Annotated in this window: 14 protein-coding genes; 8 read left to right on the plus strand and 6 right to left on the minus strand. The window is 78.9% G+C overall.

Annotated features, from left to right (window positions below; genetic code table 11):
• From VER05_RS11355 to VER05_RS11370, 4 genes are all read left to right on the plus strand, one after another.
• The coding region (locus tag VER05_RS11355) for a UbiA family prenyltransferase (RefSeq protein ID WP_324845464.1) at positions 1-527 on the plus strand (527 nt) is incomplete at its 5' end.
• Positions 528-604: 77 nt separating this feature from the next.
• Entirely contained in the window at positions 605-1,684 is a 1,080-nt protein-coding gene (locus VER05_RS11360; RefSeq protein ID WP_324845465.1) for a type III polyketide synthase, read from the plus strand.
• The gene (locus VER05_RS11365; protein WP_324845466.1) at positions 1,681-2,235 is read left to right on the plus strand and encodes an isoprenylcysteine carboxyl methyltransferase family protein; all 555 of its coding nucleotides are present in this window, start codon (positions 1,681-1,683) and stop codon (positions 2,233-2,235) included. The genes VER05_RS11360 and VER05_RS11365 overlap by 4 nt, the downstream gene beginning before the upstream one ends.
• Positions 2,232-3,371, plus strand: coding sequence for an NAD(P)/FAD-dependent oxidoreductase (locus VER05_RS11370; protein WP_324845467.1), 1,140 nt, complete (start codon positions 2,232-2,234; stop codon positions 3,369-3,371). Before VER05_RS11365 ends, VER05_RS11370 begins: the two co-directional genes overlap by 4 nt.
• Positions 3,372-3,520: 149 nt before the next feature.
• Here VER05_RS11370 and VER05_RS11375 read toward each other — a convergent pair whose 3' ends face one another.
• Positions 3,521-4,465, minus strand: a complete 945-nt coding sequence (locus VER05_RS11375; protein ID WP_324845468.1) for a GGDEF domain-containing protein — start codon at positions 4,463-4,465, stop codon at positions 3,521-3,523.
• 171 nt (positions 4,466-4,636) lie between these two features.
• On the opposite strand from VER05_RS11375, the gene VER05_RS11380 reads away from it, so the two are divergent.
• Both VER05_RS11380 and VER05_RS11385 read left to right on the plus strand, forming a co-directional pair.
• Entirely contained in the window at positions 4,637-5,464 is an 828-nt protein-coding gene (locus VER05_RS11380; protein ID WP_324845469.1) for an alpha/beta hydrolase, read from the plus strand.
• Positions 5,465-5,540: 76 nt separating this feature from the next.
• Positions 5,541-6,287 carry a DinB family protein gene (locus VER05_RS11385; RefSeq protein WP_324845470.1) on the plus strand — a complete coding sequence of 249 codons (747 nt, stop codon included), beginning with the start codon at positions 5,541-5,543 and terminating at the stop codon, positions 6,285-6,287.
• Positions 6,288-6,387: 100 nt separating this feature from the next.
• Here VER05_RS11385 and VER05_RS11390 read toward each other — a convergent pair whose 3' ends face one another.
• Both VER05_RS11390 and VER05_RS11395 read right to left on the minus strand, forming a co-directional pair.
• Positions 6,388-7,164: a class I SAM-dependent methyltransferase gene (locus VER05_RS11390; protein WP_324845471.1), complete on the minus strand. Its 777-nt coding sequence runs from the start codon at positions 7,162-7,164 to the stop codon at positions 6,388-6,390.
• A 62-nt stretch (positions 7,165-7,226) separates the two neighbouring features.
• Positions 7,227-9,752, minus strand: coding sequence for a family 43 glycosylhydrolase (locus tag VER05_RS11395; protein ID WP_324845472.1), 2,526 nt, complete (start codon positions 9,750-9,752; stop codon positions 7,227-7,229).
• A gap of 189 nt (positions 9,753-9,941) precedes the next feature.
• Between VER05_RS11395 and VER05_RS11400 the strand changes: the two genes are divergently transcribed.
• Positions 9,942-10,367: a PLD nuclease N-terminal domain-containing protein gene (locus VER05_RS11400; RefSeq protein WP_324845473.1), complete on the plus strand. Its 426-nt coding sequence runs from the start codon at positions 9,942-9,944 to the stop codon at positions 10,365-10,367.
• A 105-nt stretch (positions 10,368-10,472) separates the two neighbouring features.
• Here the strand turns inward: VER05_RS11400 and VER05_RS11405 are convergent, their stop codons facing one another.
• The 3 genes from VER05_RS11405 to VER05_RS11415 form a co-directional block, all read right to left on the minus strand.
• Positions 10,473-12,641, minus strand: coding sequence for an iron ABC transporter permease (locus VER05_RS11405; protein ID WP_324845474.1), 2,169 nt, complete (start codon positions 12,639-12,641; stop codon positions 10,473-10,475).
• Positions 12,642-12,675: 34 nt separating this feature from the next.
• Entirely contained in the window at positions 12,676-13,671 is a 996-nt protein-coding gene (locus VER05_RS11410) for an iron-siderophore ABC transporter substrate-binding protein (RefSeq protein ID WP_324845475.1), read from the minus strand.
• Between the two features lie 127 nt (positions 13,672-13,798).
• A complete protein-coding gene (locus VER05_RS11415; RefSeq protein WP_324845476.1) occupies positions 13,799-14,671 on the minus strand; it encodes an ABC transporter ATP-binding protein in 873 nt (290 codons plus the stop codon).
• 142 nt (positions 14,672-14,813) lie between these two features.
• Between VER05_RS11415 and VER05_RS11420 the strand changes: the two genes are divergently transcribed.
• On the plus strand, positions 14,814-16,007 hold the full coding sequence (locus VER05_RS11420; RefSeq protein WP_324845477.1) for an NAD(P)/FAD-dependent oxidoreductase: 1,194 nt from the start codon (positions 14,814-14,816) through the stop codon (positions 16,005-16,007).
• Positions 16,008-16,035: the final 28 nt, after the last annotated feature.

The raw sequence follows: 16,035 nt of genomic DNA on the forward strand, positions 1-16,035 counted from the left end.
CGCTCGCCCTCGGCCCCGCCGCCGCGCTGCTGCACCTCGCGCTGGTCGGGGCCGCCTGGGCGTACAACGCGCGGCTCAAGTCCACCCCCTGGTCCTGGCTGCCCTACGCGGTCGCGTTCGGCGGGCTCCCGTCGGTCGCGACCCTGGGCGTGCCCGGCGGCGCGGCACTCGCGCCGTGGTGGGTGACCGCGGGCGGCGCCCTCCTCGGGGTCGGCGCGCACCTCGCGAACGTGCTGCCCGACCTGGAGGACGACGCCGCGACCGGGGTCCGCGGGCTGCCGCACCGGCTCGGCCGGAGGCGGACCGCGTTCGCCGCCGCGGGGGTGCTGCTCCTGGCCGTGGCCGTCGTGGCGCTCGGCCCGCCCGGGGCACCGGGTGCGGTGGCCGCGGCGGGGCTCGCCCTGGCGGCGGCGCTCGCCGCGTCGGGCGTCGCCGTCGCGCTCGCCCGGCCCGCCAGCCGGTGGCCGTTCGGCGCGGCGATGGCGGTCGCCGCCGTCGCCGTCGTGCTGCTGGTGGTGCAGGGGTGACCAGCGCGGCGGGGCGGTCGGGACCGACCACCCCCCGACCGGTCGCGGACGCGAGGGTCGGAGGGCAGCATCGGGGCATGTCCCGCATCGCGGCCGTCGCCCCCGCGCTCCCCGAGCACGTCTACCCGCAGGCCGAGATCACGGCGGAGGTGGCGGGGCTGGTGACCCGGGACCCCCGGCGGCGGGCCCTGCTGGAGCGGGTGCACGCGTCCAGCGGCATCACGACGCGGCACACCGCGCTGCCGCTCGAGAAGTACGCGGGGCTGACCTCGTTCGGCGAGACCAACGACGTGTTCCTGCGCGAGGGCCTGGAGCTGGCCGCCCGCGCCGTGGCCGACGCCCTGCGCGCCGTGGGGCTCCGCCCGGCCGACGTGGACCACCTGTTCTTCACCACCGTCACGGGCGTCTCCGCGCCGTCGCTCGACGCGCTCCTGGTCGGCCGGCTCGGGATGCGGCCCGACGTGCGGCGGGTCCCGAGCTTCGGGCTCGGCTGCGCGGGCGGCGCCGCCGGGCTGGCGCGCGTCGACGACCACCTGGCCGGCCACCCCGACGAGGTCGCGGTGCTGCTGTCGGTCGAGCTCTGCTCGCTCACCCTGCAGCACGACGACGACTCGACCGCCAACCTGGTCGCGAGCGGGCTGTTCGGCGACGGCGCCGCCGCGGCCGTCCTGCTGGGCGACCGGCGCGCCGCGGCGCTGGGCCTGGACGGCCCGGCGGTGGTCGGCGCCCGCAGCGCGCTCTACCCGGGCACCGAGAACGACCTCGGCTGGCAGGTCGGCGGCTCGGGGTTCCGCATCGTGCTGTCCGGCGGCATGGCCGACACGGTCGCCGCGCACGCCGCCCCGGACGTCGAGGCGCTGCTCGCGCCGCTGGGCGCCGGCGTCGCCGACGTCGCGCGCTGGGTGGTGCACCCGGGCGGGCCCAAGATCCTCGACGGCGTGCAGGGCGCGCTCGGCCTCGGGCCCGACGCGCTCGCCGGGTCCCGCGCCGCGCTCGCCCGTGCCGGGAACCTGTCGTCGGCCGCCGTGCTGCACGTGCTGGCCGACGTCCTCGCCGGGCCGCCGCCGGACCCGGGGGCGCTGGGGGCGGTCCTCGCGTTCGGGCCCGGGGTGGGCGCCGAGCTGGTCGCGCTGCGCTGGTCGGGGGTGGCCGCATGAGCCCGCTGGCGTGGTTCGACGTGCTGGTGGCGCTCACGGCGCTGGAGCGGCTGGCCGAGCTCGTCGTCTCCTCGCGGAACGCCCGCTGGTCCTTCGCCCGCGGCGGCGTCGAGTCGGGGCGCGGGCACTTCCCGCCGATGGTCGCGCTGCACACCGGTCTGCTGCTCGCGTGCGTCCTGGAGGCGCACCTCGCCGACCGCCCGTTCCTCCCCTGGCTCGGCTGGCCCGCGCTGGTCCTCGTGCTGGCGAGCCAGGCGCTGCGCTGGTGGTGCATCGCGACGCTCGGCCCGCGGTGGAACACCCGGGTCATCGTCGTGCCGGGCCTGCCGCTCGTGGACCGCGGGCCGTACCGGTGGATCCCGCACCCCAACTACGTCGCCGTGGTCGTCGAGGGCATCGCGCTGCCGCTCGTGCACACCGCCTGGGTGACCGCGCTGGCGTTCACCGTCCTGAACGCGGTGCTGCTGCTCGGGTTCCGGATCCCCGCCGAGGAGCGCGCGCTGGCGGCCGCGACGGGCGGCGGCGACCCCGTGCCCGCGCCGGGCCGGTGACCGGGACGCCCGACGTCGACGTGCTGGTCGTCGGCGGCGGCCCCGTCGGGCTCGCGGCGGCCCTGGAGGCGCGCCGCGCCGGGCTGTCCGCGCTCGTGGTCGAGCCCCGCGGGACGCCCGTCGACAAGGCGTGCGGCGAGGGCCTCATGCCGCGGGCCGTCGACCTGCTCCGGCGCTGGGACGTCGACCCCGCGGGGCGGCCGCTCGCCGGCATCGCGTACGTGCGGGACGAGCTGCGCGCCGAGCACCGGTTCGCCGGGTCGCCCGGCCGCGGGGTGCGCCGGACGGTGCTGCACGCAGCGCTCGCGGACCGGGCCGCGGCGGCGGGGGTCGAGCGGCTCACGGCCCGAGTGGGCGACCTCGCGCAGGACGGGTCCGGCGTGACCGCCGCCGGCGTCCGGGCGCGGTGGCTGCTGGGGTGCGACGGGCTGCACTCGACGGTCCGGCGGCTCGCGGGGCTGGCGGACGGGCCGCGGGGCGGCGCGGGCGGGTCGGGGGCGGCAGGCGGGCGCGGGACGGCGGGCGGCGCGGGCGGCGCGGGCGGATCGGCGGGTGCGGGCGAGGCCGGCGCGCGCGGCGCCCGGGCCCGCGCGGCGCGCCGGTTCGGCGTCCGCCGGCACTACCGCGTCGCCCCGTGGACCGACCTGGTCGAGGTGCACTGGGGCCGGCGCGCCGAGGCGTACGTGACCCCGGTCGCCCCCGACCTGGTCGGCGTCGCCCTGCTCGGGCCGGCGCCGCTCGACGTCGACGCCGAGCTGGCCGCGATGCCCGCGCTCGCCGCCCGGCTGGCCGGCGCCCCGGTCGACGCCGCCGACCGCGGCGCGGGTCCCCTCCGGCAGCGCACCCGCGCGCGGACCGCGGGGCGGGTGCTGCTGGTCGGCGACGCGTCGGGCTACGTGGACGCGCTCACCGGCGAGGGGCTGCGGCTCGGCTTCGCCCAGGCGGTCGCGGCGGTCGCGCACCTGGACGACCCCGCGGGCTACGAGCGCGCGTGGGCCGCCGCCACCCGGGACTACCGGCTGCTCACCTCGACGCTGGTCGCGGTGGCGACCTCCCCGCTGCGCGGCGCGCTGGTCCCGGCGGCGGTGCGCCTGCCCCCGGTGTTCGCCGGCGCGGTCGAGCGTCTGGCACGCTGACCGCCCGGTGCGCGGGCCCGCGGCCGCCCCGCGCGCGGGCTCGCGGCCCGCCCCGCGCGCGGGCTCGCGCGAGCTCGCCGGTCGCGCACCTCACGACCCCGCGGAGCCGGCGGGCTCGCGCGCAAGGAGCGCGCTGGCGGCGCGGCGCCCTACGCGCGGGTGGTCGCCTTGCGGTCGCGCTTGTCCGCGTAGAGGTCGGCGTCGGCGCGCGCCAGCAGGTCCCGCGGGGCGTCGCCCGGCTCGTGCACCGCCACGCCCGCGCTGCACGGCAGCGGGGTCCACGCGCACGCCAGCGCGGCCCACCGGCGCGCCGCCGCCTCGTCGTGCCCGGGCAGCACCGCGACGAACTCGTCGCCGCCGAGCCGCCCGACGAACCCCGCGCGGTCGAGCTCCGCGTGCCAGTGCGCGACCAGGTCGGCCATGAGGTCGTCGGCGCCCAGGTGCCCGTGCGTGTCGTTGACCTGCCGGAAGTCGTCGATGTCGAGCGCGACCACGCCCAGCGGCTCGCCGCGCCGGCGCGCGCGCACCAGGGCGGCGTCGAGCCGCTCGTAGAACGGCCCGCGGGTCAGCGCCCCCGTCAGGTGGTCGGTGCCGCCCGCCTGCCGCAGCCGGTGCCCCTGCCAGCCGAGCAGCACGCAGGACAGCACGCACAGCGTCGCCATGCTGACGATGTTGGTCGCGTGCACCGGGGCGACGGCCAGCCACGCCCCCACCGCGATGGTCGAGGCCGCGGCGGCCACCACGACCGCCGCGCGCCGGGTGTCCAGCACGTACGCGGCGAGCTGCCCCGCCAGGATCACACCGAGCGCCAGGACGACCACGCCCTCGGTCGCGCGGCAGCTCGCGAGCACGCCCCCCGCCACGACGATGCCGGCGACCAGCACCACCTCGGTGCTGGTCGGGTGCGCGGGCAGGGTCACCGCGAGCACGGCCAGGACGGCGTACGCCGCGGCGGCGACCGCCCAGCGGGCCGTCGGCGTCTGCGGGTCGACGGGCGTGAGGCCGCCGACCGCCGTCAGGACCGAGACGACGAGCAGCGCCACGGCGAGCTGCGGACGCAGGTCCCCGTGCGGCGTCTGCTCCACCGTCGGCATGGCCCGATGGTCCCGTGTCCGCGTCCCGCGCGCGCCCGCGCGACCGGGTGAACTCGGTGACGTGCCAGGCGTCGCCCGGGCCCGCCGGCAAGCGCTCACCCGAACGGCGGCGGCCGCGCGCGGGCCGGCTTACCCGTTCGGCCGCGGGCGGTCTCGGCTACCGTCGCGCGGGTGACCGCCGCACCCCCGCCCGACGCCGCCGACCGCACCGCGACCGCCGACGACGGCACGCCGCTGCGCTGGCGCGAGGAGGGCGCCGGCAGCCCGGTCCTGCTGCTCCAGGGCCAGGCGACCGCGATGGCCGGCTGGGACCGCGTCGCGGCGGACCTCGCGACCGAGTTCCGCGTGCTGCGCACCGAGCAGCGCGGCGTCGCCGGCACCGCGCCCGGCCCGGGCGGCCGCGTCCCGGACGACCTGACGACCCGCGACCTGGCCCGGGACGTCCGCGCGGTGCTCGACGCGGCGGGCGTGGACCGGGCCCAGGTGGTCGGGCACTCGATGGGCGGCAAGATCGCCCAGTGGCTCGCCGTGGACGCGCCGGACCGGGTGGCGTCGCTGGTGCTGCTCGCGACGAGCGCCGGGGCCGGCGACGGGGTGCCGCGGGACGCGGAGGCGCACCGGCTGCTGCTCGGCGGCCGCGGCGGGGACGCCGCGGCGCGCACCCGGCTGTTCTTCGACGACGCCTGGGCCGCCGCGCACCCCGATGAGGTGCGGGCGTTCTTCGCGCTCGACGCCGGCCGGCCGACGCTGCGCGCGCTGTACCGGGCCAGCACGGAGCACGCCGCGCTCCCCGCCCTCGGGGCGGTCGTCGCCCCCACGGTCGTCGTGCACGGGACCGACGACCGGCTGGCGGCCCTCGCGTCCGCGGAGCGGCTGGCGGCGGCGGTGCCGGGCGCGCGGCTCATCGCCGTGGCCGGGGCGCGGCACGGGCTGCACCTGGACAGCGCGGAGGCCGCGGCGGCGGTGCGGGCGTTCCTGCGGGAGCACGCGGCGGGCTGACACGGGCCCGGGGCTGGCGCGCCGGACCGTCCAGGGCCTTGACTGGTCGCCCGGCCAGCCGCACCAGGGGGACGACATGACCAGCACCGACCGGCACGACCTGCGCGGGGCGCGCCTCGTCGAGGCCGACCTGCGCGGCGCCCGCCTGATCCGCGCCGACCTGTCGGGCGTCGTCATGCGCGGCGTCGAGATCGACGGCGGCGACATCGACGCACCCTGGCTGCTGGACGGCGGCTCGCTCCTGGTCAACGGGGTCGACGTCGCGCCGTACGTCGACGCCGAGCTGGACCGGCGGTTCCCCGGCCGGGCCCTGCGGCGCGCCGCGCACCCCGACGGCCTCCGGGCGGCCTGGGCCGCGGTCGAGGCGACCTGGGCGGCGACCCTCGCCCGCGTGGCCGCGCTGCCGCCGGGGACCGTGGACGTGCAGGTCGACGGCGAGTGGTCGTTCGCCCAGACGGTCCGGCACCTGGTCATGGCGACCGACACCTGGCTGCGCGGCGCCGTGCTCGGGGTCGAGCGCCCGTACCACCCGCTCGGCCAGCCGAACGAGGAGTACGCCCCCGACGGGCACGACCCCGCGGTGTTCGCGGCCGGCACCCCCGCGTGGGACGACGTGCTGGCCGTGCGCGCCGAGCGGGTCTCGATGGTCCGCGACTACCTGGCGGGCGTCACCGACCAGGACCTGGACGGGACCCGCCCGAACCCGTGGGCCCCCGAGCACCAGGAGACCGTGCTGTCCTGCCTGCACACGGTCCTCGAGGAGGAGTGGGAGCACCACCGGTACGCGGTCCGCGACCTCGACGCGCTCGCGGCCACCGCCTGACCCGGGCCCGCCCGACCCCGCCCGCCGGCCCCGCGCCGACCCCTCCACGGTGGAACGTCGTGACCGACACGCCGTCGGCGTGTCGGTCACCGCGTTCCAGTCAGCCCGGTCGGCGGGCGACCACGAGCCGGAACGCGTTCCGGAACCGGTACGAGCCGTCCGCGTGCCGGAACGGCGCCGCAGCCGCGACCACCACCGGTCCCCGGTCGGCGAGCCCCGCGGCGTCCTCGCCGAGCAGCAGCCCGCGCACCAGCGCGCCCGCGTCCGGCGCGGACCACGGCACGTCCACCAGCGCGACGTGCTCGACGGCCAGCCCGGCGCCGGCCAGCAGCGCGCGCACCGGCGCCTCCCGGCGCAGCGGCCCCTCGGGGCCGGGCTGCTCGCCGTCGTCCGCCGCCAGCGCCGCCTCGACCGCGTCGAGCTCGCACCGGTCCCGCTCCGCCCAGCCGCACACGGCGAGCAGCCCGCCGGGCGCCAGCACCCGCGCCGCCTCCGCCACCGCGGCCGCCGGGTCGTCCGCCAGGTGCAGCACGTTCACCGCCGCGACGACGTCGAACGCACCGTCCGGCCAGGGCAGGTCCTCGGCGTCCGCGACCCGGACGTCGGCCTCCGGGGCGCACCGCCGGGCACGCGCGGCCATCCCCGGCGCGACGTCGGCGCCCGCCGGGGTCGCGCCCCGGGCCGCCGCGGCCGCCAGCAGCTCGCCGGTGCCGCAGCCCACGTCCAGCAGGTGGGTCCCGGGGCCGGCGCCCACGGCGTCCAGCAGCGCCGCGCGCGCCGGGTCGGCGACGGCGCCCCAGGACGCGGCCCAGTCGTCGGCGAGGGCGGTCCAGGGGTCGTCGTCGGGCGCGGGGTCCGGGCCGGGGTCGTCGTGCACGGACCCAGTGTCGCCCGCCCGCGGCGTCCGCCCGCCCGCGTCCGCCCCGGCCCGGCCCGGCGTCAGCCCGCCCACACCCGCAGGTGGTCGAACCGCGCCGTCGCGCGCGGCGCCACCCCGTCCCAGCCGTGCGCGACCAGCCCGACCCGCAGGTCGGTGCCCGGCGGGAACGTCCACACGCCGCCGCCCACCCAGGTCGTCCCGTCGGTGCTGGTGAGCGCGCGCACCTCGTGCTCCCCCGCGTCGTCGGTGCGGTGCACGAGCCGGAGCCAGGTGGTGTCGCCCGGCGGGCCCACGATCGTCCCGCCGTAGGACAGCCGGCCCGCGTACGGCGTCTCGCGGCCGAACTCGGTCTGGCGGGTGTTCCAGATCGCGACGTGCGACAGCCGGGCGAACTCGTCGTCGCCCGCGTACGCGACGATCCCGGCCTGCTGGTAGTTCCGGACGTCGTCGGCGCCGAGGTCGACCTGCACGGCGGTCTCGGCGGTCCAGTCGCCGTCGGGGACGTCCCGGAGCAGCACGCCGGCGTCGTTCCCGGTGCCGGTCAGGTCGGCCTGCTCGACCGGCCAGACCAGGGCCCCGTCCGCGACGGTCACCTGCGGGGCGCGCACCGCGGTCCAGCCCGGCCCGAGGTCGCCGGCGGTGCCGCCCGGCGCCGCGTCGAACGTCACCTCGTCGACCAGCTCACCCGTCGACGGCAGCGGCTCGGTGTCCGTGACCGGCTGCGCGAGCGGCACCGCGCTCAGGTCGTCGACGTGCACGCCGGAGGTGCGCGCGACCGCGCCGGAGGCACCCGGCCGGAGGCGCTGCGGCAGGTCGAGCGTGACCACCGCGAGCGGGTCGCCGAGCCGGGCCTGGCTGACCTCGGCGCGGGCGAGCCGGCCCTCGACCTCGAGCGCGACCGCGTGCCAGGTGGACCAGTCGACCCCGGCGGGCAGCGGCACGGCGGCGCGCGCCGACCCGGACCGGAGGACGAGCTCGCCCGCCGCCGGGTCGAGGACCGCGCTCACCCCGCTGGGCGTCCGGGCGGCGCCGCGCAGCCCCGCCGGACCCGGCGCCGCCGCGGACCCGCCCGTCGAGCCGCCGCGCCCGAGCCCGAACCCGGCGACCACGCCGCCGGACGCGCCCGGGTTCAGCCGCACGTCGGCCTCCACCCGGACCGGCCCGGGCAGCCGTGCGCGGGTGAGCAGTGCGCCCTCCCCGACCGACACCGCGTGCGCGCCGCCCTGCGGGTCGCCCTCGACCGTCCGCCAGGCGTCGCCGCGCCAGCGGGGGCCCATGCCGCCGTCGAACCCCGCGACCGCGGGCCCGCCCGCCGCCGGGGCGGGCTGCGCGTCGTCGGACGCGCCGCGGCCCGCCCGGACCACCGGCCAGCCGTCCACCCAGTCCAGCCGGTCCAGCAGCATCGGCCGCCGGTTGATGCCGTCGGTGCCGTCCAGGTAGGGCTGCTCGCGGTCGATCGCGTGGTAGACGATCCAGTCCCGCCCGGCGAGGTCGGTGACGACGGCGTTGTGGCCCGTCCCGACCCACGCGTTCCCGTTCGGCGCGAGGACCGGCGTGCCGCCGGCGCGGGACTGCAGCAGCGGGACGCCCTCGCGGTCGACGTACGGCCCGGTCAGCGACGTCGAGCGCCCGACCTGCACGGCGTAGCCCGTGGTCGGGCCCGCGCAGCAGTTCGCCGTCGACGCGAACAGGAACCAGTACTCCCCGCGCCGCACGACGTACGCGCCCTCGAACTTGTTGTCGACGGCGATCTGCACCGGGTCGCCGACCGCACGGGTGCCGGTGCCGTCCAGCGCGGTCACCCAGATCCCGCCGTAGTAGGAGCCGTAGACCAGGTGCTCCGTGCCGTCGGGCCCGAGGACGTGCGACGGGTCGTACGTCCACAGGAAGTCGTCGGGCGCGCCGCTGCCGCCGGGGCGGGGGTCCACGACCGGGGCGCCGGCGTCCGTCCACGGCCCCGTGGGGGTGGGCGCGGTGGCGACGCCGATCGCCGAGTCGCCCGCGCCGGGGGTCAGGGTGGTCTCGGTGACGACGTAGTAGAGCCGGTACGCGCCGTCGACGTACCGCACGTCCGGGGCCCACAGCGCGGCGGGGTGCGCGGGGTCGGTGTCGGCCCACGCGGGCAGGGTGTCCTCGGTGAACGCGTCGCCGACGTGCTCCCAGGTGACGAGGTCGGCGGACCGGGACACCGGCAGCAGGTGCCGGGCGCCCTCCCCGGAGCGCAGCGGGTCGGTGGTGCCGTAGGCGTACCACCAGCCGTCCTGGCCGCGGATCACCGCGGGGTCGGCGAACGTGTCGGCGAACCCGGCGCTGACGGGGTTGGTGGACGTGCCGGGGGCGCCGGTCGGGGCCGCGCCGCCACCCCCGGGGAACCGGGCGTCGCCCACCGGGACCTCGGGGAACGCGGCCGCGGGCAGCGTCGCGGGCGCGCGCGGCGTCGCGGGGGCGGGGGCCGCCGCGGCGGCGGGGGACGCGGCCGGCACCGACCCGCCCACCAGCGCGAGCGCGAGGGCCGCGACGGGGGCGGCGGCGCGCAGGCCGGCACCCCCCGGGGCGTGCCGGGGCCGAGGGGTGCGCTGCGCCATCGCAGGCTCCTGCCGTTCGTGGGTCCGGAGCACCCTTGTACGCCCGGCGACGCACAGCCGCCACTCAGACGGGCGATCCGCCGGCGCACGATGCCCGGTTCGCCGGACAGAGTGGGCCCCGCTCCCCTAGCGTCTCCGGTGTCCCGGGGCCGCCCCGCCCGCCCCGGCCCGCCGACGAAGGGTCCCGCCGTGGTCCGGGTGCTGCCCGTCCTGATCCAGCTCGCGCTGCTGGTCTACTGCCTGATCGACTGCATCCAGACGGACTCGGCGCTGGTGCGCAACCTGCCGAAGGCCGCGTGGGTGCTGCTCATCGTCTTCCTGCCGCTGGTCGGCGGGGTGGCGTGGCTGGTCGCCGGGCGGCCCGCTCGGGGCGCCGCCGCGCGGTCCGTGCCCTGGCCGAGCACCGCGACGGCGGGCTTCCCCGAGTACGAGCGCCCGCGCGTGACCGGGCCCGACGACGACCCGGAGTTCCTCGCCGGCCTGCGCGACTCCGACGAGCGGCACGAGCGGATGCTGCGCGACTGGGAGGCGGACCTGCGCGCCCGCGAGCAGGGCCTCCGCGACGGCGGCCCGGCGGGCGACGACGGCACCCCGGAGCCGCGGCCCGGGTCCTGACCGGGCGACCACCACCCCCGCGGTGGAGCGTTCTGCCCGACACACCCCGGGCGTGTCCGGCAGAACGCTCCACCCGAGCCCACCCGAGCCCGCCCCGGCCGGGCGTCAGCGGCGCGAGGTCGCCCGCATCCGCCAGAGCAGCCAGAGGAAGTACGGGGTCCCGACCACGGCCGTGACCAGCCCCGCGGGCAGCTGCGCCGGCGCGATCGCCGTGCGCCCGACGACGTCCGCGACGCACACCAGGGCCGCCCCGAGCACGACGGTGAGCGGCAGCGTCCACCGGTGCCGCTTGCCGATCAGCATCCGCGCGGCGTGCGGCGCGACGAGGCCGACGAACACCACCGGCCCGATCGCGGCGGTCGCCGCGGCGGTCAGCAGCACGGCCACGCCCACGTGCAGCGACCGGGACCGCGGCAGGTCGACGCCGAGCACCCGGGGCGTCACGTCGTCCACCTGCACCAGGTCGAGGTCCCGGTGCGTGCGCGCGACGACGAGCACGCCGATCGCCAGCGCGACCGCCATCGGCACCAGCTGCGGCGTGCCGGCCCCGTACGTCGAGCCGCCGAGCCAGGTGATCGCCTTGGTCTGGTTCCACGGGTCGGTGCGCACCAGCAGCAGGGTCGTGACCGCGCTCGCCGCGGCGCCGGTGCCGAGGCCGACCAGCACCATCCGCCCGGACGACATGCCGGTCCCGGCCGTGGCGCCGAACACCAGCAGCCCCGCCAGGACCGCGCCGACCAGCGCGCCGGCGAACATCAGCGCGAACGACGGGGCGGTGGTGAGCACGATGACGACGACCGCGCCGAGCCCCGCGGCGTGCGAGACTCCCAGCACCCCGGGGTCGGCCAGCGGGTTGCGGGTGACGGTCTGCACCATCGCCCCCGCCAGGGCCAGGCACGCGCCCGCGAGCACGGCGGCCGCGACGCGCGGCACCCGGGAGTCGAGGATGATGTCCAGCCGCACGGACGCCTTGCCCGCGAGCCAGTTCGCCACGTCGCCGAGCAGCACCGTCGAGTCGCCGAGCAGCACGCCCGCGACGACGACGCCGACCAGCGCGAGCACGCCGGCGCCGAGCAGCACCGCGGGCGCGCGGCGGGCCAGGGCGCTGCCAGCGCGCAGCGTGACGAGGGTGTCCGGCTCGAGCGCGGCGCGCGCCCGGCGGGCCAGCACGACCAGGGCGACGGCGCCGATCAGGCTGGTGACGACGCCGGTCGGGACCGTGACGCCGGAGATCGGGCCGAACACGGCGCGCAGCGCGACGTCGGCGGTGAGCACGAGGGCCGTGCCGGCGACCGCGGCGGCAGGGATCAGCAGCCGGTGCCGGCCGAGCGGCCGGACCCAGGTGGCGAGCAGGCGCACGAGCAGCGGCGCGCACAGGCCGACGAACCCGATCGGGCCCGTGACCGTCACCGCGCAGGTCGCGAGCAGCACCGCGAGCAGCACGCCGACCAGCCGGGTCCGGGCGACGTCGATGCCGAGCGACCGCGCGGCGTCGTCGCCGAGGCCCAGCAGGTCGAGCCGGCGGCCGAGCAGCACCAGGCCCGCGAACGCGACGGCGACCACCGGCGCGACCGCGCGGACCGTGCCCATGCCGTTCTGTCCGAGCGAGCCCGCGCCCCAGGCGAACAGCCCCTGGGTCTCCCAGGGGAAGAGCACGAGCAGGGCCTGCGTCACCGACGACAGGCCGAGCGTGATGGCGGTGCCGGCGAGCACGAGGCGCACCGGCGAGGCGGCGGGGCCGCCGGACAGCCCGATGACGACGCCCGCCGCGGCGAGCCCGCCGGCGAACGCCACGACCACGCCGGGCAGCGCCCCGAGCGAGGCCCCGACCACCGCGGCCGCTGTGACCGCCAGGTGCGCGCCCGCGTTGACCGCCAGGGTGTCGGGCGCGGCGAGCGGGTTGCGGGCGACGCCCTGCAGCGCCGCGCCGGACGCGCCGAGCGCGCAGCCGACCAGCACCCCCGCGGCCAGCCGGGGCAGGCGCGAGGCCGTCACCACCGCGGCGGCCTGGTCCAGCCCGCCCTGCCCGGTGAGCGCCCGCCACAGCTCGCCCACCGTGACGTCGGCGGTGCCCTGGGTCAGGTGCCAGACGGCGGCCGCGACCAGCCAGAGGACCAGCAGCCCGAGCGCGACGACCAGCCGGACGGGCCGGCGCCGCGCCGAGGGCTCGAGGCCCCCGGCGGCACCGCGCCCCCCGCCCGCCGGTCCGGCGCCGGGCGCGGCAGGGGGCGCGGCGGCGGCGACGGGGCCGGTGGCGGGGGGCGAGGTGGTCACGGTGTCCCTCAGGGGTGGGCGGTGCGGGTGCGGGTCACTCGGCGGTCAGCTGGGCGACCAGGTCGTCCGACCAGCCGGCCAGCGACTCCGGGCCGCCGTAGGCCCAGATCCCGACGCCGGCGCGGTAGACGTGGCCCTGCTGCACGAACGGCAGCGACTGCCACACCGGGTTGCCCGCGAGGACGGTCTCGACGACGTCGTCCTCGTCGTCGTTGCCCCAGTAGAGGAAGCGGGTCTCGGCCGGCAGCGCGGTCAGGCCCTCGACGTCGACGTAGGACAGGCCGTACCCGTCGTCGCCCGGGTCCTCCGTGGCGGAGCCGAGGCCCATCGCGACGGCGACGGCCTGGAACGCGGAGCGCGGGCCGTGCATGCGGACCGTGACGTTCGCGCCCTCGGCGTACGGCGAGGCGAACACGACGGGCGTGCCCGCCAGGCCGGCGTCGGCGATCTTCTGCGCGTTGTCGGCGATGTGCGCCTCGGTGTCCGCGACGATCTGCTCGGCCTCGTCCTCCGCGCCGACCAGGGTGGCCACGCTGCGGAACGTCTCCTCGACGTAGCCCAGCGGGTCGGACGCGTCGGCGCCGTCGAACAGCGCCACCGGCGCGATGCGCTCGAACTGCTCGAGCGCGCCCTCCGGGATCGACGACGTCACGCCGATGATCAGGTCCGGCTCCAGGCCGGCGACGGCCTCGACCGAGGGCTCGCCGCGGGTGCCGACGTCCTCGGGCTCGCCCTCGAGCGGCACGACGGTGCCGACCCAGGACGTGTAGCCCTCGACGTCCGCCGCGCCGACCGGGGTGACCCCGAGCGAGGTGAGCATCTCCGTCTGCATCCACTCCAGCGACACGACGCGGGTCGCGGGCGCGTCCAGCTCGACGGTCTCGCCGCGGTCGTCCGTGATCGAGACCGGGCCGCCGGCCGCGGCCGCGCTCGTGGCGTCGGTCGCCGGCTCGTCGGTGGTGCCGCAGGCCGCCAGCGCGGCCAGCGCGCCGACGGCGACGAGCGCCGTGAGCGTGCGTCGGGTGGTCATCGTTCCTCGTGTCTGCGCGGGAGGGGTGGGCGCCCGCGCGTCGCGCCCTGGGCCGCGGGGAGGCGCGGCGGGTGGTGGTCGGTGGTCGTGCTCGGGGGTGGTCGTGCTCCGGGGCGGTCGACCGCCGTCAGGCGCCGACCGGGGCGGGGTGCGGCGACCGGGCGGGTTCCGCGCGGCGGCCGTCGAGCCGCCGCAGCAGCAGCCGCGGCGCGTGCACGCTGACGTGCCCGGTCCCCGCGTCGGTGCGCACGACGATGTCGATGTCGTAGACCTCGCTGAGCAGTGCGGAGGTCATCGCGTCCTCGGGCGCGCCGTCGGCGACCACGCGGCCGCCGTGCAGCACCAGCACGCGGTCCGCCACGGCGGCGGCCTGCTCGAGGTCGTGCAGCACCACGCCGACCGCGACGCCGTGCACGTCGGCGAGCTCCCGGACGAGCTCGAGCACCTCGACCTGGTACCGCAGGTCCAGGTGGTTGGTCGGCTCGTCGAGCAGGAGCACGCCCGTGTCCTGGGCCAGCGCGGACGCGAACCAGACCCGCTGCACCTGGCCGCCCGACAGCGCGTCGACGTCGTCGCCCGCGAGGTCGGCGATCCCGGCGAGCGCCAGCGCGCGGTCCACCGCGGCCCGGCCCTCGGGGTCGGTGCCCCGCCAGCCCTGCCGGTGCGGGTGCCGGCCGAACTCGACCGCGTCCCGGACGGTGATGCCGGCGGGCGTGGGCCGGGACTGCGCCAGCAGCGTGACCCGCCGGGCGAAGTCGCGGGCGGACAGCGCGTGCGCGTCCCCGTCCTCGACCGTGACCCGGCCGGCGGACAGCCGCTGCAGGCGCGCCATGCCGCGCAGCAGGGTCGACTTGCCGGAGCCGTTCGGGCCGACCAGCGCGGTCACCCGGCCGGCGGCGAGCTCGACGCTCGCGCCGGTCACGACGGGGTCGCCGCCGTAGCCGATGCTGACGTCGGCGGCGGCCATCGCGGCGGGGTTCACGGGCACGAACCGGGACATTAGCGAAGGCTTACCTCAGAAGTCCATCCGCGTCCGGGTCGTGGCGCCGGCCGCGGGACGGCACCGGCCCGCCGGGCGGGGTCGCGGCGGCTCGCCTAGCGTGGCCGGGTCCGGTCCCCGACGCGCGGAGCGTGGTGCAGTGATGAACGGTCCCCGGCGGCACGACGTGCTCGTCATCGGCGGCGGCAACGCCGGCCTGTCGCTCGCCGGCCGGCTCCGGCGGGACGGCTGCCGCGACGTGGCGGTGGTCGAGCCGCGGTCGGTGCACCACTACCGCCCCCTGCTCTCCTACGTCGCCTCCGGCACCGCGACGCTCGCCGACCTGCGCCGGCCGCAGGACGAGGTGGTCCCGTCGGGCGTCCGGCGGTACGCGGGCACCGTGTCGTCCGTGGACCCGGCCCGGTCGGTGGTCCTGCTGGCCGACGGCACCGAGCTCGGCTACGGCGACCTCGCGGTGTGCCCCGGCTCCGAGGTCGACTGGGACGCGGTGCCCGGCTCGCGCGAGGCGGTGGCGACCGCGCACGCCGCGACGAGCTACCTGCCCGAGCAGGCCGAGAAGACCTGGACCATGCTGTCGTCGCTCCGCTCGGGCCGTGCCGTGTTCGCGATCTCCGACCGGCACGTGCCCTGCGCCCCCGTCGGCCTGAAGCCGCTGTTCGCGGCCGTCGACGTGTGGCGGCGCACCGGGGTCCTGGACGACGTCGAGGTCGAGCTGCTCGTCGAGGGGCCGCACCTGGTCCGGCACGCGGACGCCGACCGCCGGCTGCGGGCGGCGGCGGCCGGGTACGGCGTGCGGGTCCGGACCGGGACCACGGTGCGGTCGGTGGACGCCGAGGGGCGGACGCTGGCGCTCGACGGGCCGGAGGGCGCGTCGTCGCTGGCGTACGACGCGCTGTACCTCGCGCCGCCGCACCGGGCGTACGGCTGGATCGCGGAGAGCGGCCTGGCGGCCGAGGACAGCGAGGGCTTCGTGGCCGTCGACCCGGAGACCCTGCAGCACGTGGCGCACCCGCGGGTGTGGGGCCTCGGCGACGCCGCGACCGTCGGCACGCTGCCGTCGGGCGGGGCGCTGCGCAAGCAGGTGCCGGTCGTGGCGCACAACATCCAGGCGCGCCGCACCGGCCGCACGATGCACCGCTACGACGGCTACTCGGTCGCCCCCGTGACCACCTCGCGGCGCCGGCTGCTGCTCGCGGAGTTCGACCGCGACGGCCGCCCCGAGCCCTCGCTGCCCGTCGTGGACCTCGCGCGGCCGCGCCCGAGCCTGCTCGTGTTCGACCGGTACCTGGAGCCGCTGATCTACTGGCACAAGCTGATCCAGGGCCGCGTGTCCTGACACGCGCGGCGGGCTGGTGGCAGGGTGG

Source organism: Cellulomonas sp., from assembly GCF_035634735.1.
Lineage (GTDB): Bacteria > Actinomycetota > Actinomycetes > Actinomycetales > Cellulomonadaceae > Cellulomonas.

Coding starts and splice junctions, on each gene's coding strand:
- VER05_RS11395 (WP_324845472.1), bottom strand. CDS start 9,752: ATGGCGCAGCGCACCCCTCGGCCCCGGCACGCCCCGGGGGGTGCCGGC.
- VER05_RS11385 (WP_324845470.1), top strand. CDS start 5,541: ATGACCAGCACCGACCGGCACGACCTGCGCGGGGCGCGCCTCGTCGAG.
- VER05_RS11375 (WP_324845468.1), bottom strand. CDS start 4,465: ATGCCGACGGTGGAGCAGACGCCGCACGGGGACCTGCGTCCGCAGCTC.
- VER05_RS11420 (WP_324845477.1), top strand. CDS start 14,814: ATGAACGGTCCCCGGCGGCACGACGTGCTCGTCATCGGCGGCGGCAAC.
- VER05_RS11415 (WP_324845476.1), bottom strand. CDS start 14,671: ATGTCCCGGTTCGTGCCCGTGAACCCCGCCGCGATGGCCGCCGCCGAC.
- VER05_RS11365 (WP_324845466.1), top strand. CDS start 1,681: ATGAGCCCGCTGGCGTGGTTCGACGTGCTGGTGGCGCTCACGGCGCTG.
- VER05_RS11410 (WP_324845475.1), bottom strand. CDS start 13,671: ATGACCACCCGACGCACGCTCACGGCGCTCGTCGCCGTCGGCGCGCTG.
- VER05_RS11360 (WP_324845465.1), top strand. CDS start 605: ATGTCCCGCATCGCGGCCGTCGCCCCCGCGCTCCCCGAGCACGTCTAC.